The sequence below is a fragment of the Amycolatopsis orientalis DSM 43388 genome, assembly GCF_000411975.1.
In the GTDB taxonomy this organism is placed as follows: domain Bacteria; phylum Actinomycetota; class Actinomycetes; order Mycobacteriales; family Pseudonocardiaceae; genus Amycolatopsis; species Amycolatopsis orientalis_D.
Genome location: NZ_ASXG01000196.1, coordinates 104,736 through 123,496, shown reverse-complemented (window position 1 = coordinate 123,496; position 18,761 = coordinate 104,736). Strand labels below are relative to the sequence as shown.

Here is an 18,761-nt window from a genome sequence, read left to right as displayed (position 1 = left end):
GGGTAGTGGTTCCGGCCAGTCAAGTGCTAAATTGCCTGCAAACACCGGAAAACTGCTGTTCGAAACATTTCGCAAAGGAGAGCCGATGCCGCCCCGCAACGGCGCGACGCTCGCGGCGGTCGCCGAAGCCGCCGGCGTCTCGCTGCCGACTGTCTCGAAGGTGCTCAACGGGCGGTCCGACGTGGCCGCGCGCACCCGCACCCGAGTGGAACAGGCGCTGCGGGACGCCGGGTACGTGCCGCGGACCGGGAACCGGAACGCGCCCGCCACCCGGATCGTCGACGTCGTGTTCGACGACCTGGTCAGCCCGTATGCGCTCGAGGTGCTGCGCGGCGTCACCACCGCCGGCGCCGAACTCGGCACCGACGTCGTGGTGAGCCGGATGCCCGAAGCGGCCTCCGGCGGCCCGCTCAGCCCCGAAGACCAGTGGACGCACCGGCTCAAGAGCGACGGCCGGGCCGGGCTGATCGTCGTGACGTCCGAACTCTCGCTCGCCCAGGTCGAAAGCTTCGAACGCGCCGGGCTGCCGCTGGTGGTCATCGATCCGATCAACCTGCCGAGGGCCGAGGTCGCCAGCGTCGGCGCGACGAACTGGTCCGGCGGGATCGCCGCCGCCGAGCACCTGCTCGGCCTCGGGCACCGGCGCATCGCCTTCGCCGGCGGGCCGGTCGGGGCCTCGTGCAGCCAGGCCCGGCTGCACGGGTACCGCGCCGCGCTCGAGAACGCGGGCGTCGCGTTCGACCCGGAACTGGTGCACCACGGCGACTTCGGCCATCCGGCCGGGCTGGAGATCGGAAACCGCTTGCTGGCCATGGAAAATCCGCCGACCGCGGTGTTCGCCGCCAGCGACGCCACCGCGCTCGGCGTGCTGGAAGCCGCCCGGCAGCGGGGATTGCGGGTGCCGCAGGAGCTGAGCGTCGTCGGTTTCGACGACACCATGCTCGCCGGCCTCGCCACCCCGCCGCTGACCGTGATCCGGCAGCCGCTGCACGACATGGGCCGCGTCGCGCTGCGCACCCTGCTCAAGCTGATTTCCGGGCAGACGCTCGATTCCCACCACGTCGAACTCGCGACCCACCTCGTCGTGCGCGAGTCGACCGCCCCCGCCGCCGACCGAGGAGCACGATGACCCGCTGGCACGACCGGAGCCTCTCCCCCGCCGAACGCGCGGACGCGCTGCTGGCCGAGATGACTCTCGAAGAGAAGGTCGCCCAGCTGGGCAGCGCGTGGCCCGGCAATCACGAGATCAGCGGGAACGTCGCGCCCATGCAGGACGTTTTCGCCCGCGGCGAGGTCCCGTTCGACCAGGCCCGCGCGAACGGGATCGGGCACCTCACCCGCCCGTTCGGCACCGCTCCGGTGAGCGCGGCCGAGGGCGTCGCCCAGGTCACCGCGCTGCAAAGCGACATCGTCTCCGAAACCCGGCTCGGCATCCCGGCGATCGTGCACGAGGAGTGCCTCACCGGCTTCACCACCCTCGGCGCCACGGTCTACCCGACCGCGCTGGCCTGGGCGGCGACCTTCGATCCCGATCTGGTCGAGCGAATGGCCGCCGTCATCGGGGAAGACCTGCGCACGGTCGGCGTGCACCAAGGGCTTTCGCCCGTGCTCGACGTCGTCCGCGATTACCGCTGGGGCCGCACCGAAGAAACCCTCGGCGAGGATCCGTACCTCGTCGGCATGCTAGGCACCGCGTACGTCCGCGGTCTGGAGAAGACCGGGATCATCGCGACCCTGAAGCATTTCGCCGGCTATTCCGCGTCCCGGGCGGCCCGCAACCACGCGCCGGTCTCGATCGGGCCGCGCGAGTTGCGCGACGTCATCCTGCCGCCGTTCGAGATGGCGGTGCGCGACGGCGGGGCCCGGTCAGTGATGAACTCCTACACCGATCTAGACGGGGTGCCCGCCGCCGCCAGCAAGGCACTGCTCACCGGGATTCTGCGCGACGAATGGGATTTCGACGGAGTCGTGGTCTCCGACTACTGGGCCGTCTCGTTCCTCAAGAGCATGCACCGCGTGGCCGCCAGCGCGGGCGAGGCGGGCGCGCTCGCGCTGGCCGCCGGGATCGACGTCGAACTGCCGGACACCCTGTGCTACAGCAAGGAACTGACCGAACTGGTTCGTTCCGGGGAGGTCCCCGAGGAGCTCGTCGACCGGTCCGCACGCCGCCTCCTGCGGCAGAAGGCCGAACTGGGCCTGCTCGACGCGGACTGGGCGCCGCGGGCCGCGCCGGTCGACCTGGATTCGCCGGGCAACCGGGCCCTCGCCCGGGAAATCGCCGAGAAGTCCGTCGTGCTGCTCGCCAACGACGGCACGCTTCCGCTGTCCGCCGGCAAAATCGCCGTCGTCGGGCCCTGCGCCGACGATCCGCGGGTCTTCCTCGGCTGCTACTCCTATCCCAACCACGTCCTGCCGCGCCACCCCGAATTCGGCCTCGGCGTAAGCGTTCCGTCCCTGACCGAGGCACTGCGGCTGGAACTGCCGACAGCCGAGATCTCGCTGCACGAAGGCTGTCCGATCCTCGACGAGGACCGGTCCGGCATCGCTTCCGCCGCGGCCGCCGCGGAAGCCGCCGACGTGTGCGTCGCCGTCGTCGGCGACCGCGCGGGCATGTTCGGCAGCGGGACCTCCGGCGAAGGCTGCGACGCGCCCGACCTGAGTCTCCCCGGCGTCCAAGACGAACTCCTCGACGCCCTCCTGGCGACCGGCATCCCGGTCGTGGTCGTGGTGGTGTCGGGCCGTCCGTACGCTCTCGGCCGCCACGCCGGCCGCGCCGCCGCTCTGGTCCAGGCCTTCCTGCCGGGCGAGGAAGGGGGCTGCGCCATCGCCGGGATCCTGTCCGGCCGGACCGTCCCGTCCGGAAAACTGCCAGTGCAGATCCCGCGCACACCCGGCGGCTCGCCCGGGACCTACCTGGCCCCGCCGCTTGGCCGCGACAGCGAAGGCATCAGCAACCTCGACCCGACCCCGCTGTTCCCGTTCGGCCACGGCCTTTCCTACACCACGTTCGCGTACTCGGACCTGCGGCTGAGCGCGCCCGAGATCCCCACCGACGGCGCACTGTCCATTTCGGTCACCGTCCGCAACACCGGCGAACGCGCGGCGGACGAAATCGTGCAGCTGTACCTGAACGACGTGCAAGCCCAGGTCACCCGCCCGGTCCAGCAGCTGGCCGGCTTCGCCCGAGTGCCGCTCGAACCCGGCCGCGCCGCCCGGATCACGTTCGCGCTGCACGCCGACCGCACCAGCTTCACCGGACTCGACCTGCGCCGGATCGTCGAACCCGGAACGATCGAGGTCCTCATTGGACCGTCCGCGTCCGACCTGCCCTGCACGGGGTCGTTCGAGCTGACCGGCCCGATCCGCGAAGCCGGCCACGACCGGGTGCTGGACACTCCGGTGTCGATCGTTCCGCTCGAGTGAGCCGCAAGCCGCACCGGGGAACAGCGGGGACGATGGCTGCCGGGCCGTTCAATGCTCCGCCGTCAACCGCAGGCCGCCCGTGGCCGATGCCGCCCTACTTCCTCGCCAGGTCCAGGTTTTTCGTCTCCTGGAACGAGAACCTGACCACCAGCGCGGAAACCACCGCGATCGCCATCAGATAGCAGCCCGGTGCCAGCGAGCTGCCGGTGAGCGAGACCAGCCAGGTGGCCGCGAACGGGGCTGTCCCGCCGAAGAGCACGTACGCCGCCGTGTAGCCGATCGTCGAGCCGCTCGCGCGGACCGGGCCCGGGAACATCTCCACCATCGCCGGCACGTTCGACGTGCCGATCACCGCGACCAGCACCGCCAGCACCACCGTTCCCGCGAGTGCTCCGGCGAATCCGGTGCGCATCAGCACGAACGCGGGAAGGGTGCAGACCACGAACCCGACGCACGCCGCCAGCAGCATCCGTTTGCGTCCGAACCGGTCGCTCGCCGACGCCATGAGCGGGCAGGCGAGGCTGTAGCACAGCATCGACACCACGCTGGCGATCAGCGCCTGAGTGCGCGAGTAGCGCAATTCGTCGGCCATGTAGCTGATCAGGTAGCTGCTCATCAGGTAGTACGCGATCGCGTTCGTGATGCTGTAACCGAAGAGCGTACAGATCTGCCGCTTGTGCGACCGGACCGCGTCGCGCACGGGCTTGCGCGGCACGGATTCCTCCCGCACCAGCGCCCGGAACACGGGGCTGTCCTCGACTCTCCGTCGCAGGTACAGCCCGATCAAGCCGAGCGGGCCGGCCAGCAGAAACGGCACTCGCCAGCCCCACGTGTGCAGTGCGCCCGCCGAAAGCGTCGAGGTCAGCAGCACGCCGACGGCCGATCCGGCGACGCTGGCCAGGCCGACGGTCGCGGGCACCGCGCTGGCGAACCGGGCGCGCCGGCCGTCCGGAGCGTGCTCCATGATGAACGCCGACGCGCCGGTGTACTCGCCGCCGGTGGAGAATCCCTGCGCCGTCCGCAACGCGAACAGCAGAATCGGCGCGGCCACCCCGATCGCGGAGTACGTCGGCAGCACGCCCATCAGGAACGTGGCACCGCTCATCACCAGCACGCTCAGCGCGAGCATCCGATTGCGGCCGATCCGGTCCCCGTAGTGCCCGAAAAACGCCGCGCCGAGCGGGCGCGCCACGAATCCGCCCGCGAAGATCGCCCACGTCGCCAGCAGTGCCGCGGTCTGGTCGTGCCGGGGGAAGAACTCCGCGGCGATGGTCGACGACATCGTCGCGTAGGCCGCGGAATCGAACCATTCAGTGAAATTGCCGATGGCCGACGCGAGCACGATCTTCCGCCTGCCGGCGCGAGCGGCCGCGGGCAGTTCCGTCCGGACGGTCATGGCCGTCTCCTTACTCAGTGCGCGCCGGGAGCGCGGTCGCGCCCCCGGAGGTCGGCCCGGCGGATCTTGCCGGTGGCGGAGCGGGGCAGCGCGTCCACGAACTCGATGTGGCGAGGGTAGGCGAACCGCGAATAGCGTTCCTTGGCGAAGGCGCGGAGTTCGTCGGCGAGCGCGTCGCCGGGCTCGTGCCCGGGCGCGGTCTGCACCCACGCCTTGACGGCCTGGCCGCGCACCGGGTCCGGCACGCCGACCACCCCGGCGTCGGCCACCGCCGGATGCGCCCGCAACGCGTGCTCCACCTCGAACGGGCTGACCCGGTAGCCGGACGTCTTGATCACGTCGTCGGTGCGGCCGAGGAACCAGAAATAGCCGTCCTCGTCGACGAACGCCTGGTCGCTGGTGTGGTACCAGCGGCCGCCGAACACCGCCGCGGAGTCCTCCGGCCGGTTCCAGTACCCCAGCGGATACTGCGGGTTCGACCGCGCGCGCAGGCAGATCTCGCCGGCCTCGCCCGCGGGCACCGGCTGTTCGTCCGCGTCGAGCACGGCGACGTCCCAGCCCGGCAGCGGACGGCCCATCGAACCCGGTTTCACCGCCACCCCGGGGAAATTGCCCACCAGCGGATACGACTCGGTCGAGCCGTAGTAGTCCAGCAGCGGAACGCCGAACTGCTCGGCGAACCACGCGAGGAGATCCGCCGTCAGCGGTTCGTTCGACGAGCACACCACCCGCAGCTTCTGCGGGTAGCGCAGGCCCGCGTCCGGCACGTCGGCGGCCATCTTGCGCAGCAGCGTGGGATTCACCAGCGCCGTCGTGACCCCGTTGCGGGACATGGCGTCCAGCAGGCCGGCGGCGTCGAACCCGCTCGCCGGACGGTAGACCAGATGCGTCGCCCCCGCCCGCAGCGGGCCGAGCAGTTTCGCCATCGACCACGCCCAATCGCCCGCCCCGTAGAAGACGTCGCCGGCACGCAGGTCGTGGCAGTACCGGAACTCGTTGTGCCCCAGCAAGGTCCGGTGCGCGTGCACGATCCCCTTGGCCTGTCCGGTGGTGCCCGAGGTGTAGAAGATCAGCGCCGGGTCGTCGGCCGCCGTGTCCGCCGTGGCGAAGACCGGCGGCAGCGCGTCGATCGCCGGATCGTCGACGTCCACGACCTGCCCGGCGAACTCGCCCGCCCGGCTCAGCGCGGAGCGCTCGGCGATCAGCACGGCCGAGCCCGAATCGGCCAGCCGGTAGCGGATCGGCTCGTCCGCCCACAGCAGGGACATGGTCACCAGGATCGCGCCGGTGCGCAGCACGCCCAGGTAGGCGGCCGGGGTGTCCGGACGCTGCGGGAGCAGGACCGCGACCCGGTCGCCGGGGCGGACTCCGAGATTCCGCAGGTGCGCGGCGATCCGGCGCGAACGGTCCTGCACCTCGCCCCACGCCACCTCGCGGTGCGTGCCGGCGTGGTCTTCGAAAATCAGCGCCACGGAGCCGCGATCGTGCCGGTCGGCCACGTCCGCGGCCATGTTGTAGCGGTCTGGGACTTCCCAGCGGTGCCCGTCGAGCAGCTCCTCGTAGCTCATCCCGCCTCCTTCAGCGTCGCTTGCCGGACAGGAACCGCGCCATCTCGCGCTGCGGCTCCCCCGTCGCGTAGGCGTCCGCGTGGATCTTCTTCGCCGCGACCACCGCCTCCGCCAGCGCGTCGTCGTCCAGCTCGCGAAGCCGCGCCTTCGTCAGAGCGACCGCGCCCGGCGGCAGCTCGGCGATCGCGCGCGCCTGGGCGACCGCCGCGTCGAGGACCTGGTCCTCGGGGACCAGCCGGGTCAGCAGGCCGAGGCGCTGCGCCTCTTCCGCGTCGACGAGCCGGGCGGTCAGAACGAGTTCAGTCGTCTTCGCCCGGCCCAGGATCCCCCACATCGCCCAGATCCCGGTGATGCTGGGGATCCCGGACGCGACCTCGGGCTGCCCCATGGTGACCCCGGGGTGCCCGATGCGCAGGTCGGCGAGCAGCGCGTACTGGAACCCGGACCCGGCCACGACCCCGTTGACCGCGGCGACGGTCGGCTTCCGCAGCTCCCGCACAGTGCGGAACAACCGGTCGAAGTCGTCGATCCAGGCCTCCGCGGCGGCGTGGTCGCCGGGGTCGATCGCGGCGGTCTCCTCCAGGTCCTGCCCCGCGCAGAACGCCCGTCCGGCCCCGGTCAGCACCACCCCGCGGCAGTCCGGGTCCCGGTCCGCCTCGCGCAGCAGCTCGATGAGCCGCTCCCGCATCGCGTGGGTCCACGCGTTGAGTTTCTCCGGCCGGTTCAGCGTCAGGACCGCGATCTCGTCCCTGCGCTCGAGCAATACGGTTTCGGTCATGTCCGGCGTGCCTCCGTTCGTCGCCCCGTCGCGGACAAGAAGACCAGGCCGCGGACCGCGCTGGCCAACACCAAGTACGACCTCCCGTGATATCGGGTTGATATGGTGCCGCGGATGGAGCTGCGGCATCTGCGGTACTTCGTCGTCCTGAGCGAGGAACTCCACTTCGGCCGGGCCGCCGCCAGGCTGCACATGGCGCAACCGCCGCTGTCCCAACGCATCCGCGATCTGGAGCGGGAGCTGGGCGTCGAACTGTTCCACCGCGGGCGCGGCGGAGTGCGGCTCACCGAAGCGGGCGCGCTGCTGCTCGAACACACGCGCCCGGTGCTCGACGGCGTCGACCGGGCGCGCGAGGCGATGCGCCGGATCCTCCCCGGCACCGCGGGCACGCTGCGCGCGGGAATCCCGCCGGACACCGCGCCGGAGGTCCTGCGCGCGATCGCCGCCCGCTTCGCCGAACAGGCTCCGGACGTGCTGCTGGAACTGCACGAAGTCAGTACCGACGAGCAGATCGCGCACCTGCGGGAGGGCACGCTCGACGTCGGGATCGTGCGGCATCCGTCCGACACCGTCGGGCTGGAATCAGGCCCCGTGCTGTCGCGGCGGCTCGGAGTGGTGCTGCCGGCCGGACACCGGCTCGCCGGCTCGGACGTGGTGCGGTTGCGCGATCTTCACGGCGTCCCGCTCGTCATCTTCCGGCGCGAAATGGCGCCGCGGCTCTACGATCACATTCTCGCGATCTGCCGCGACAACGGCTTCCTTCCCGGCGCGATCCGGCACGCGCGCAACCCGAACTTCACCCACGGCCTCGTGCTCGCCGGGATGGGCGTCCACTTCAACGAAGAACATGCGCTGCCCGCCGGGCTGGCCTGGCGCCCCCTCGACGAGGACCGGCTGCGCTGGTCCAGCTCGGTCGTATGGGTGCCGACGCGAGCGAACGAGGTCATCGCCGGATTCGCCGCGGTGGCCGAGGAAGCGCTGCTGGCCGCTGGGCACTCTCTGTCTATTGTGGACTGATCGGGCTACATCGCGGCCCGCGCGGCGAGGCACCCGGCTGCGACGACGAGGGCCAGAATGGTCCCGCTCAGGATGGCGACCGCGCCGCGGGTCCTGGCGCGCCGGAGCCGCAGCGCGAAAATCAAGCTGAGCACCGAGCAGACGATCGGCGCTGCCCACAACCAATGCGGCCGGGCGAACAGCCCCAGCACCGCGAGCGCGGTCAAGGCCGTACTGATCAGCAGGGCGCTGAAAAATCCCTGCCGGAGGAGCGCGCTCTCCTCATACACCGGACCTGGCACTACTTCAGGTTCGCGACAGCATCGCGGATCAGGTGCCAGAACTTAGGTACGTCCAACGTGATCGCGATATCCGCGTTCGGTTCCTTGCCGAGCATGCCGTGCAGATCCACCGCAGTGGCGCCGGACGTGAATTCGCCCTTCGTTTCGACGTCGAGGCGGCTGTGCTGGACGGTCGCGACGCTCCGGTCGATCGCGATCGCCACCGTGATGGGATCGTGCAGCGGCGCTTCCGGCATGCCTTCGGCCGCGGCGTAGGTGCTGCAGAAAAACCGGAGCAATTCGACCCCGAACGCGCTCGTCTCGTTTCCGATCGCTTCGATCGATCCGAGCACTTCTTCGGTGACCAGTGCCTGGTGCGAAATGTTCAGCCCCACCATCGTGAACGGCAGGCCCGCTTTCACGACGAGGGCGGCCGCTTCCGGGTCGGACCAGGCGTTGAATTCCGCATAGGCGCCGACATTCCCGCGGCCGGTCGAGCCTCCCATCCAGATGATTTCCTTGATCTTTTCCCGGAGGGCGGGCCGCTGTTCCAGCAGCATCGCGATATTGGTGAGCGGTCCGGTCGGGATCAGCGTGACCGGCTCCGCCGCTTCTTCGAGCAGGTCGGTGATCAGCTCGAGCGGGCTTCGCGAGTCCAGCGGAACGGTCGGCGCGGGCAGCACCGGACCGCCAAGGGCGTTTTCGCCGTGGATCCAGGTCGCTGGCGTGAGTTCCCGCCGCAGCGGCTTGTCCGCCCCGGCGGCGACCGGCACTCCTTCGACGCCGGCGACGGTGAGCGCGACGCGGGCGTTGTGCGTCGTGTGCTCCAGCCGGCCGTTCCCGCCGACCGTCGTGACGCCGAGGAGATCGATCGCCGGGTTCCCGGCGGCGAGCCAGAGGGCGAAGACGTCGTCGTGGCCGGGGTCGCAGTCGATGATGACCGGGACGGGCATCGGTGCCTCCTGATTCCGCATCGCTTCCGCACGAACGCAGTAACGGCATCATCCTCGGCGTCGACGCCTACGCGGGCGCCCACTTGCGCCCCGTCTCGATCAGCAGTTTCCGCATTGCCGCCCCGGCGGGGGAAAGCCGCTCCCCGCGACGGTGGGCGAGCACGATGCGGCGGCTCGGCGGGCGGGGCGACACCGAGGACAGAACGCGGATGTCGTCGCGGAGGCTGTACAGCGACAGCTTCGGCACCAGGGCGATGCCCATGCCGACGGCGACCATCGCTTGCGCTTCCTGGTAGCTGCGCGCTTCGAAGGTGACGATCGGTTCGAAGCCCGCCGCTTCGCAGGCGGCGTTGAGCAGCGCCAGGACGTTGGGCGAAGTGCGGATGATCCACGGTTCGTGCCGCAGCTCCTCCATGCGGACCGACGACCGCGCGGCCAGATGGTGGCTGGAGGGCACCAGCAGCACGCTCGGATCGCGGAAGATCAGTTCGCTGGCAAGGCTTTTCTCCGGACTGTCTTCGGGCCGCTCGCGGTCCCAGGTGATGGCCAGTTCGATCTCGCGCGATTCGAGGAGATGTTCGAGACCGGACAGCTGGGCGCTGTGGATCCGCAAGTCGACACCCGGATGCTGCCCGCGGAACGCGGAAATCGCCGTCGGCAGGAACGACTCCGTCACCGTCGGCACCGTGCCGAGCCGCAGCGTTCCGGTGTTGAGGCCGGCGAGATCGCGCAGTTCCTCGTGCGCCGCGGACACGATCCGCTCGATCTTTTCGGCGTGGCGCACCACGGCGCGGCCGGCCTCGGTGAGCGTCACGCCGCGCGGCCGGCGCTCGATCAGCGGCTGGCCTGCCTCGTCCTCCAGCTGGCCGATCTGCTGGGAGACCGCGGAAACCGTGTAGCTGAGGTTCTCCGCCGCCGCGGTCAGCGAGCCCGCGCGGGAGACCTCGACCAGCACGAGCATCCGCCGGATGTCCATCCGCATCCCGCCAGCTTACAGCTCAGCTTAAGCCACCTTGAGGAACTTTAGCTGGTTTGAACCGACGCGATCGCGCACGCTTGCCGGGAAGCCAGCAACCAAAGGAGTTCGAGGTGAATCCCACAGCGGGCACGGCCGACCTGACGGGCGCGTGGGTCCGGGGCGGCACGAGCAAGTGCTGGATCTTCGCCGCCGACGCGGTCGCGGCAGTGCCGCTCGATCTCGACGTCGTGCTCGCGAATGCGCTCGGCTCGGGCGACCTCCGGCAGATCGACGGCGTCGGCGGAGCCACGTCGACCACGTCGAAAGCAGCGGTCGTCTCGCGTTCTACGGCGCCGGACGCCGACGTCGACTACCTCTTCGGCCAGGTCGGCATCGCCGAGCGGGTGGTCGAGTGGGGCAGCAACTGCGGAAACTGCGCCACGGCGGTCGGCCTTTACGCGGTGCAGGAAGGACTCGTCCCGGTCGACGGCGAGGTGACGGCCGTGCGGCTGCGCAACCTCAACACCGGCGCTGTCCTGCAGACCGCGGTCGCCACCCCGGGCGGCCGAGTGCCGCGGAGCGGGGACACCGTCGTGCCGGGCGTCGAAGCCGGCGGCGTGCCGGTGGAGCTGACGTTCGGCGGACCGTTCGATCTGGATCGCTCCTTCCCCACTCGCCGCGCACGCCAGCTGGTCAGCGCTGGCGGAGCGACCGCCGAAGCGAGCGTCGTGAACGCTGGTGCGCCCGCGATCCTGATCGACGCGCACGGCCTGGCGATGACCGCGACCGAAACCGCCGACGAGATCGCCGAACGGCTGCCGACGCTCACCGCCTTCCGCGCGGCCGGCGCTGTTCTGCACGGGTTGGTGCCGCCCGGCCGCCCGGCGCCCAATGCGGTGCCGAAGACCGGAGTGGTCGGCCCCGCGGCGGATTACCGGACGGCCAACGGAAAACTGATCCGGGCGCAGGACTACGACGTGGCAGTGCGCATGCTTTCCATGCACGCCGCGCACCCCGCGATCGGGCTGACCTCAGCCGTGGCTGTCGCGACCGCGGCCGCGACGCGCGGAAGCGTCGTGCACGCCCTGGTCGGCGGCGACCGGCAGTCCCTGCGCATCGGAACCCTCGCCGGGGTGGTCGAGGTCAGCTGGACCCGGTCCCCCGCCGGAGCGGTCGAGGCGGTCTCCCTGCACCGCGCGGCGCGCCGGCTCGCCACCGCCGTCGTCCACCTGCCGCTGGGCCGCCCGCGGCACCGGCCGGAAATTCGTCCCGCTGTCGCCGCGGAACTCGCGGTGTCACGCTGAACAGCGCGCCCGCGGCCGCCCGCTCCTCCGGCCCGGAACGCCACGTCTATCAAGGAGGATAGAAGTGCTCACCCCCTTCACGACGGCCGCACGCCTGGACCGTCTCCCGATCACCAGAGCCCACAAATTCGCCCTGGCCACCTTGGCCTTCGTGTTCCTGTTCGAATTCGGCGACCTCAACACCTTCGCCTACGTCGCGCCGGCGCTGGTGAAGCACCTCGGATTCTCCGTGTCCGACATCGCGGTCGTCACCTCGGCCGCGTTCCTGGGGATGGCGGTCGGCGCGGCGTTCGGCGGGCGGGTTTCCGACCTCGTCGGCCGCAAACGGGCGCTGCTCTGCTCGACCTCGCTGTTCTCGGTCTTCTCGCTGGTCAACGCGGCCGGGTCCACCGTGCCGGCCTTCGTCGTCTTCCGCTTCCTGACCGGAGTCGGCCTGTCGGCGATGGTGGTCGCCGCGACCACCTACATCTCCGAGGTCATGCCCGCCGCGCGGCGCGGGCGGATGCAATCGGCGGTCATGGCGGTCGGTCTCGCCGGCATCCCGTTCATGTCGTTCTCGGCACGCGGCATCGTCCCGCTCGGATCCGGCGCCTGGCGGCTGGTCTTCGTGCTCGGCTCCGCGGCGCTGCTCGCTCTTCCGGCGCTCGCGGCCCTGCCGGAGAGCCCGCGCTGGCTCGTCCACCAGGACCGCCTGCCCGCGGCCGAGGCCGTCCTCGCGAAGCTGGAACGGCAGGCCGGGCCGCTGCCCCCGATCGCCGACGTCCCCGCCGGGCCGACCGCGCCGGCGCGGCCCACCGGCTACCGGCAGCTGTTCACCAGCCCGCACGGCCGCACCACGCTGTTCCTCGCGGTCGTCTGGATTTTCCAGACCCTCGGCTTCTACGGTTTCGTCGCCTGGGTGCCGACTCTCCTGACACAGCACGGCTTCAGCGTCGCCAAATCCCTCGGCTTCTCCGCCCTCACCACGATCGGCGCCATCCCCGGGGCGCTGCTCGCCTGGCCGGTGACCGACCGGCTGGGACGCAAGCTTCCGCTCGTGGTCGTGGCACTGGCCACCGCGGCGAGCGGGCTGGCCTACGGGCTGACCTTCAATCCGGTGGCCATCGTCGTCTTCGGGTTCTGCGTCAACCTCCTGATCCAGACCTTCGCCACGCTGCTCTACGCCTACAGCCCCGAGCTTTTCCCGACCGCGCTGCGCAACGCCGGGCACGGGCTGGTGTACGGAACCGGGCGGCTGGCCAACATCTTCGGCCCGATGCTCGTCGCGTCGATCTTCGCCGGGCTCGGGTACCAAGCGGTGTTCGTGTACATCGCGGCCTGCTGGCTGATCGTCGCGCTGGCGATCGCGCTCTTCGGGCCGCGCACCGGGAAACGGCCGCTGGAAACGCTGTCCGCACGAACCGGCACCGCGGCCCGAGCGGAAACCGCCGCCGAAGGCCCGGTGCACACCAACGTCGAAGGGATTGTTCGGTGAACGCCTCTCCGGAAAAAGCCGCCGACGTCATCGTCGTCGGCGGCGGCAACGCCGCATTCACCGCCGCGCACGCCGCCGCGGTGCGGGGCCGCCGCGTGCTGCTTCTCGAAAAGGCTCCTCGCGAGCAGTTCGGCGGGAACAGCTACTACACCGCGGGCGCCACCCGGATCGCCCACCGCGGTCTCCCGGATCTGCTCGACTTCATCGAGCCGGACGAGCGCCGTGCCGTCACCCACGTGCCGCCGTATTCGCCCGCCGATTACGCCCAGGACCTAGCGAAGGTCACGAACGGCCGCAACGACCCCGGTCTCACCGAAGCACTCGTCAACGAAGCCGGGCCCGGCTTGCGCTGGCTGCACTCTCTCGGGCTGAAGTACCGGCTGATGTACGAGCGGCAGGCCTACGAACGCGCCGACGGCAGTTATCTGTTCTGGGGCGGGCTGCACGTCGGGAACGTCGGCGGCGGAGAGGGTCTCATGCACGACCACCTCCGGGTCGCCGACCGGCTCGGCACGGAAGTCCGCTACGGCCAGGATGTGGTCGATCTGCTGACCGAGAACGGTTCCGTGACGGGAGTGAAAGTCCGGCAGGACAACGGGATCGTCCAGGAACTGCGAGCGGAGTCCGTCGTCCTCGCCGCGGGCGGCTTCGAAGCGAACCGGGAGCTGCGGCGAGCACATCTCGGCCCGGGCTGGGAAAACGCCAAGGTGCGGGGCACGCCCTTCAACACCGGCCGGATGCTCGCCGCCGCGCTCGCGCTCGGAGCGGCCAAGGGCGGGGACTGGCACTCGTGCCACTCCACCCAGTGGGACGCCTTCGCGCCCGGCAACGAATCCAACCGGGCCCTGACCAACCGGCTGACCCGGCAGAGCTACCCGCTCGGCATCCTCGTCAACCGCGACGGCGAGCGGTTCCTGGACGAAGGAGCGGACTTCCGGAACTACACCTATGCCAAGTACGGCAAGGAAATCCTCGAGCAACCCGGCTCCGTCGCCTACCAGCTCTTCGACGCCGGTCTCCGCCCGATGCTGCGCTCCGAGGAATACGACATGCCCGGGGTGTCCGTGACGAGCGCCGACAGCGTCGAAGAACTGGCCGAGCGGATCGGGGTCGACTCCGAACGCCTGGCCAAGACGGTCAACGACTACAACCGATCGATCGACGTGTCGATCCCGTTCGACCCCACGGTGAAAGACGGCCGCCGAGCCGACACGATGCCGCCGAAGAGCAACTGGGCGACTCCGCTCACCGCCGGGCCGTTCTTCGCGTATGCCGTGACCTGCGGCATCACCTTCACCTTCGGCGGGCTGAAAGGCGACCCGCACGGAAGGGTCCTCGACGAACGCGACCGCTGGATCCCCGGGCTCTACGCCTGCGGCGAAATGCTCGGCGGCCTCTTCTCCGGCAACTACCCCGGCGGTTCGGGGCTGGCGGCCGGGGTGGTGTTCGGCCGCCGCGCGGGTTCGCTGGCGTGAACCGGCGAGCGAACCGCCCTGCCGAGTGTTCGTCCACAAAGGACTCAAGCCCGCGCCGGGTCGTTCCCCGGCCCCGGTCAGGGAGCGATCTCCGCCATCCCCCCGCCTTCGATCGCGGAAGCGGCGAGTGCGCGCATGCGGCGGAGCAGCCGGGACGTCACCGGGCGGACCAGCGGATGGACCCCGCCGTTCGCGTCGGCGGCCTGCTGCCACTTCGCGAGCCGGGCTTGGTGGACGGCGGGGTCGGCCAGTTCGGCGCACTCCAGGCTGTCGGTGTTCAGGTCGACCGTGATCGTGTCGCCGTCCTCGACGAGGGCGATGGGGCCGCCGAGAGCGGCTTCCGGTCCGACGTGGCCGATGACCAGCCCGACCGATCCGCCGGAGAACCGGGCGTCGGTCATCAGCGCGACGGAGATGCCCTTCCTCCGGCACAGTGCGGTGATGCGGGAGGTCGGGTCGAGCATTTCCGGCATGCCCGGAGCGCCCCGCGGGCCTTCGTAGCGGATGACGACCATGTCCCGGTCCGCGAACTCGTCCGGGGTCTCGACGAGCGCGCGCAGCAGGGCCTGTTCGCTGTCGAAGACGCGCGCCCGTCCCTCGAACCGGCCGTCGACCACGCCGGTCTCGACGCCGGCCAGCTTGATCACCGCGCCGCCGTCGGGGGCGAGGTTGCCCGACAGCAGCCGCAGGCCGCCGGTGGGCTTGAACGGTTCGGTGACCGGGAAGATGACCTGGCTGTCCGGGGCGGGCGGATCGAGCCGTTCGACCTGTTCGGCGAGCGTCTCGCCGGTGCAGGTCAGGGCGGAGCCGTCGAGCAGGTCGTGCCGGAGCAGTTCCCGGACCACCGCCTGCAGGCCGCCGGCGGCGTCGATGTCCACCATGCTGTACTGCCCGAACGGCCGGGCGTCGACGAGCACCGGGACGGTCCGGGAGAGCTGGTTGAACTCCTGTTGCGTCATGACCTGCGACCAGAAGTCGAGGCCGGCCGCGCGGGCGATTTCCGGCGCGTGCAGGACCACGTTCGTCGAGCCGCCCAGCGCGATCGCCACGACCGCGGCGTTGCGGAACGCGGCCGGCGTGGCCAGCCGGCGGGGCGTGATCCCGCGCCGCGTCATGATCTCCAGGCAGTCCACGATCTGCTCGGGGAATTCCTCGACCCGGCGCGGATCCTCGGACGCGGGTGAAACCAGGTGCAGCGGCTCCAGCCCCAGCACGGCGATGAAGGACTGCATCGTGTTGTAGGTGAAGATCCCGCCGCAGCTGCCGTGCCCGGGGCACGCGTTGCGCGCCCACCGCTCGCGTTTGGCCGCGTCCGGGTCCCCGGCGACCTGGAAGCAGCTGACCAGGTCGATCCGTTCCCCGGTTTCGGGATCCGTGCCCGGCCGGATCGAACCGTCGGAAACCACCACCGCGGGCACGTCGCGCTCCAGGATCGCCGCCGTGGCGCCGACCGGAGGCTTGTCGCAGGCCACCACCGCGACGATGCCCTGGATCTCGCTGCCCTCGAAATGCAGCGACAGCCCGTCGTTCGTCGTCTCGCGCCCGATCAGCGAGTACCGCATCTGCGGCGTGCCGTTGCGCTGGCCGTCCGAGATCCCGCCGGAGTAGTTGGGCGCCAGCAGCCGGACGGGCAGGTCGCGCTCGCGGATCCGGCGCGCCAGGGCTTCGTGGATCGCGGTGACCTTGTCCGTGACGCCGAGGTAGCAGACGCTGTCCCCCAAGGTGCCCACGACGCCCCAGGCGTCCCCGTGGATCTTGTCCACGTCCTGCCCCAGCGCCCGGGCCGTGGCCACCGCCTGGCAGTCCTGACCCGGGCGCCACACCTCGTGGCGGCTCGACTCGTCCATCAGCGCTCCCGTCGTCGACACGATCGCCCCCATCGTCGCAGATCCCGGCTGCCGCGCAGCTCGGACGGGTCGGCAGAGCGCTTGTGAGCGGAACCGGCACCTCCCCGTGCCGGTGATTCTTGATTCCGCAGCGGACGCAGGACGATCCCCCGGCGAGGTTCACCCGGTTGCCGGGCGCGACCTCGTTCCGTCAGCACTTCGACTAGATGAGCGCACTGGCGTCACGCCCGAAACGCCGTGATGGGCGCGCGCTCATACTGGCATCATTCATTCGGTGGCCAGGAGGGTACGAGCCGGAAGCCGGTGTCCATGGTGCCGCCGCGGCACGGTGCGCCGAACCTAGGGGCGACACGGCGACTTCCTTCGGCTCGACCCGCCCGCGCACCCGATCGCCGGTGCTCCGGTGGCAGGAACTCTTGATCCTCTTCGGTTTCGGCGTGATCGCGTTGTTGCTCGTCGGCATCGTCGGCGCGATCATCAGGCTCTTCTCCTGACCCGACCGTTCGGCGATCGATGGTCGGCGCAAGCAGTCGAGATCCCAAACCGAAGCCGCGCGATAGCTGCCCTGAAGTACTGCCCGACAAAATGGGAGTGGTCGAATATGCGACCCGCTTCCCGCTGCGATCATCGTCGACAATTTGTTTGCTGGCCTTCCTAGGCCGGTCGCGCGATTCTTCATCGCACGGCCAACCCGGCGACGCTTCGACCGTGCATCCGCCAGCCATTGACAAGTTTCCGGCCGAGGTGAAACCGAAGCACGCTGCTGGCTACCGCGAAATGCTGCTACACCGGTCGATCACCCGTTTCCCAGGGTTTACGGACCGGTGTATCCCTGATCCCGGACCAGTCTTGATCCGTTCGTCCGTCAGCACGGTTTCGGCCGCTGGCGAAGCTGGGCCCCTGCCGCCGACCAGCAAACAATTCAAGTTTCAGTAACGCGATCCGGGATCCCATCGTCTGTCTTGGTACGAACGAGGAGCCCACGCCATGACCGAACCCCTTTCCGGCGGGCCCGCACCGTGGCCGGGCGCGCCACGCGCCGCGTTCCCTTGCCCGTACTGCGCACAACCCGTCCAGGCCGGCGCTGTGCAGTGCTGGCGATGCGGGACCCGATTGGTTCCCACCGGCACCTCGGGCGAAGCGGGCCGACGGTTCGCCGCGGCGATCGGGCTGGCCGCGGGCGGCGTGCTGGTCGGGATGTCGCCGGTGCTGCCGTGGGTTCAGGTGCCGCTGCTGGGGAACGCGAGCCTGTTCGACGCCGCCCAGCTGGCACACGGCGGGATCCTGCCGCTCGTCCTCCTTCCCGTCGCGCTGGTCGTCTGCGGCGTTGCCGCGGTCCTCGCGGCGGTCGTCCTGCGAGACGGTGTCGCGGCCCGAGCGACTGGTTTCGTCCTTTTCGGCGTATCCGGAGTGCTCGGTGGGCTGCTCCTCTTCAGTCTCTTGAGCGGTCTGTCCGGCACCGGCGATTTCGTACACCTCGGGCTGGGCCCCTGGGTCGGCGTAGCAGGGGCGCTCTTCATGCTCGTCGGCGCGATCGTGCCGCAGCCTGCCGACCGGCGGCCGCGCGGCTCCGGCCGTACCGTCTTCTCCAGCCTCGCGTGCACGGTCGCCATCGTGGTCGCCGCGCTGGGATTGACCTCCGCCACCGACGTCGACCGGGTCAACCCCGCCGCGGCGGACAGCGCGCCAGCCGCGCCGACGCCGACCCCGGCCGCGCCCTCGGCCCCGGAGCCCGTCCTTCCGTCCCCTTCCCCCAGCGCCCCGGAGTCCAGCACCCCGCAGCCCAGCAAACCGTCTGCCACGGAGGACTCCTCGCCACCACCTGTTCCGGACCGGACCTTCGCAGGCGCCGAAGCCGTCGTCCGGGCAAAGGGATACGTCCCGCATCCGGGCACGTCGTGGCAATCGGTCAGCGGTTTGCAGGTCATCGTCGCGACCATCGCCGAGTCGGGCGACGGCTACGCGAACCGGGCGTTCTTCTTCTACGACGGCAAATATCTCGGCACCGACACCTCAATCGACAGCGCCGGCATCCAAGAGGCGTGGTCCACCGGCACCACTGTCGCGCTCTCCTACGAGCTGTACAACGTCGAAGACCCGCTGTGCTGCCCCACTGCCAACGCCGCGACGGTCCGCTACCACTGGACGGGGAGCCGACTCGTTCCGCTCGACCCGATACCGTCCGCCGACCCCGACGCCAGCCCGAGCCGACGCTGACCGTCCGGCGGGTCGCTGGCGTTGGCCCCGGTTGATTTTCGACGCCGCGGGCGTCCGCCAGTCGTTCCAGTTCCGGCACTGATCAGTACCA

At 70.4% G+C, this 18,761-nt stretch carries 14 protein-coding genes; 7 read left to right on the top strand and 7 right to left on the bottom strand.

Annotated elements, in window-relative coordinates:
- Positions 1 to 85: 85 nt before the first annotated feature.
- Together L942_RS40565 and L942_RS40560 are read left to right on the top strand one after the other, a co-directional pair.
- Positions 86 to 1,129 carry a LacI family DNA-binding transcriptional regulator gene (locus L942_RS40565; protein WP_037370658.1) on the top strand — a complete coding sequence of 348 codons (1,044 nt, stop codon included), beginning with the start codon at positions 86 to 88 and terminating at the stop codon, positions 1,127 to 1,129.
- Positions 1,126 to 3,423: a beta-glucosidase family protein gene (locus L942_RS40560; RefSeq protein WP_037370657.1), complete on the top strand. Its 2,298-nt coding sequence runs from the start codon at positions 1,126 to 1,128 to the stop codon at positions 3,421 to 3,423. Before L942_RS40565 ends, L942_RS40560 begins: the two co-directional genes overlap by 4 nt.
- 94 nt (positions 3,424 to 3,517) lie before the next feature.
- Here the strand turns inward: L942_RS40560 and L942_RS40555 are convergent, their stop codons facing one another.
- The 3 genes from L942_RS40555 to L942_RS40545 are packed head-to-tail and all read right to left on the bottom strand — an operon-like array spanning position 3,518 to position 7,165.
- Positions 3,518 to 4,819: an MFS transporter gene (locus L942_RS40555; RefSeq protein WP_051166578.1), complete on the bottom strand. Its 1,302-nt coding sequence runs from the start codon at positions 4,817 to 4,819 to the stop codon at positions 3,518 to 3,520.
- Positions 4,820 to 4,833: 14 nt separating this feature from the next.
- Positions 4,834 to 6,387 carry an acyl-CoA synthetase gene (locus L942_RS40550; protein WP_037370656.1) on the bottom strand — a complete coding sequence of 518 codons (1,554 nt, stop codon included), beginning with the start codon at positions 6,385 to 6,387 and terminating at the stop codon, positions 4,834 to 4,836.
- Between the two features lie 10 nt (positions 6,388 to 6,397).
- Positions 6,398 to 7,165 carry an enoyl-CoA hydratase/isomerase family protein gene (locus L942_RS40545; RefSeq protein ID WP_037370655.1) on the bottom strand — a complete coding sequence of 256 codons (768 nt, stop codon included), beginning with the start codon at positions 7,163 to 7,165 and terminating at the stop codon, positions 6,398 to 6,400.
- Between the two features lie 114 nt (positions 7,166 to 7,279).
- Between L942_RS40545 and L942_RS40540 the strand changes: the two genes are divergently transcribed.
- A complete protein-coding gene (locus L942_RS40540) occupies positions 7,280 to 8,182 on the top strand; it encodes a LysR family transcriptional regulator (protein WP_037370890.1) in 903 nt (300 codons plus the stop codon).
- A 5-nt stretch (positions 8,183 to 8,187) separates the two neighbouring features.
- Here L942_RS40540 and L942_RS40535 read toward each other — a convergent pair whose 3' ends face one another.
- The 3 genes from L942_RS40535 to L942_RS40525 form a co-directional block, all read right to left on the bottom strand.
- On the bottom strand, positions 8,188 to 8,451 hold the full coding sequence (locus L942_RS40535; RefSeq protein WP_037370654.1) for a hypothetical protein: 264 nt from the start codon (positions 8,449 to 8,451) through the stop codon (positions 8,188 to 8,190).
- A gap of 11 nt (positions 8,452 to 8,462) precedes the next feature.
- A complete protein-coding gene (locus L942_RS40530; protein WP_037370652.1) occupies positions 8,463 to 9,395 on the bottom strand; it encodes a nucleoside hydrolase in 933 nt (310 codons plus the stop codon).
- A 67-nt stretch (positions 9,396 to 9,462) separates the two neighbouring features.
- On the bottom strand, positions 9,463 to 10,377 hold the full coding sequence (locus tag L942_RS40525; RefSeq protein WP_037370650.1) for a LysR family transcriptional regulator: 915 nt from the start codon (positions 10,375 to 10,377) through the stop codon (positions 9,463 to 9,465).
- A gap of 107 nt (positions 10,378 to 10,484) precedes the next feature.
- On the opposite strand from L942_RS40525, the gene L942_RS40520 reads away from it, so the two are divergent.
- From L942_RS40520 to tcuA, 3 genes are all read left to right on the top strand, one after another.
- Positions 10,485 to 11,657, top strand: a complete 1,173-nt coding sequence (locus L942_RS40520) for a PrpF domain-containing protein (protein WP_063695850.1) — start codon at positions 10,485 to 10,487, stop codon at positions 11,655 to 11,657.
- Positions 11,658 to 11,721: 64 nt separating this feature from the next.
- A complete protein-coding gene (locus L942_RS40515; protein WP_037370648.1) occupies positions 11,722 to 13,131 on the top strand; it encodes an MFS transporter in 1,410 nt (469 codons plus the stop codon).
- Positions 13,128 to 14,606: an FAD-dependent tricarballylate dehydrogenase TcuA gene (tcuA, locus tag L942_RS40510; protein WP_037370646.1), complete on the top strand. Its 1,479-nt coding sequence runs from the start codon at positions 13,128 to 13,130 to the stop codon at positions 14,604 to 14,606. The genes L942_RS40515 and tcuA overlap by 4 nt, the downstream gene beginning before the upstream one ends.
- 77 nt (positions 14,607 to 14,683) lie before the next feature.
- Here tcuA and L942_RS40505 read toward each other — a convergent pair whose 3' ends face one another.
- A complete protein-coding gene (locus L942_RS40505) occupies positions 14,684 to 16,474 on the bottom strand; it encodes a dihydroxy-acid dehydratase domain-containing protein (protein WP_235079652.1) in 1,791 nt (596 codons plus the stop codon).
- Between the two features lie 966 nt (positions 16,475 to 17,440).
- On the opposite strand from L942_RS40505, the gene L942_RS43540 reads away from it, so the two are divergent.
- The gene (locus L942_RS43540; protein WP_158684610.1) at positions 17,441 to 18,670 is read left to right on the top strand and encodes an LppP/LprE family lipoprotein; all 1,230 of its coding nucleotides are present in this window, start codon (positions 17,441 to 17,443) and stop codon (positions 18,668 to 18,670) included.
- Positions 18,671 to 18,761 lie beyond the last annotated feature (91 nt).

Bases quoted from the DNA above. Each gene is read 5' to 3' on its own strand.
- L942_RS40565 (WP_037370658.1), top strand. From the start codon at position 86: ATGCCGCCCCGCAACGGCGCGACGCTCGCGGCGGTCGCCGAAGCCGCC.
- L942_RS40560 (WP_037370657.1), top strand. From the start codon at position 1,126: ATGACCCGCTGGCACGACCGGAGCCTCTCCCCCGCCGAACGCGCGGAC.
- L942_RS40555 (WP_051166578.1), bottom strand. From the start codon at position 4,819: ATGACCGTCCGGACGGAACTGCCCGCGGCCGCTCGCGCCGGCAGGCGG.
- L942_RS40550 (WP_037370656.1), bottom strand. From the start codon at position 6,387: ATGAGCTACGAGGAGCTGCTCGACGGGCACCGCTGGGAAGTCCCAGAC.
- L942_RS40545 (WP_037370655.1), bottom strand. From the start codon at position 7,165: ATGACCGAAACCGTATTGCTCGAGCGCAGGGACGAGATCGCGGTCCTG.
- L942_RS40540 (WP_037370890.1), top strand. From the start codon at position 7,280: ATGGAGCTGCGGCATCTGCGGTACTTCGTCGTCCTGAGCGAGGAACTC.
- L942_RS40530 (WP_037370652.1), bottom strand. From the start codon at position 9,395: ATGCCCGTCCCGGTCATCATCGACTGCGACCCCGGCCACGACGACGTC.
- L942_RS40525 (WP_037370650.1), bottom strand. From the start codon at position 10,377: ATGCGGATGGACATCCGGCGGATGCTCGTGCTGGTCGAGGTCTCCCGC.
- L942_RS43540 (WP_158684610.1), top strand. From the start codon at position 17,441: ATGACCGAACCCCTTTCCGGCGGGCCCGCACCGTGGCCGGGCGCGCCA.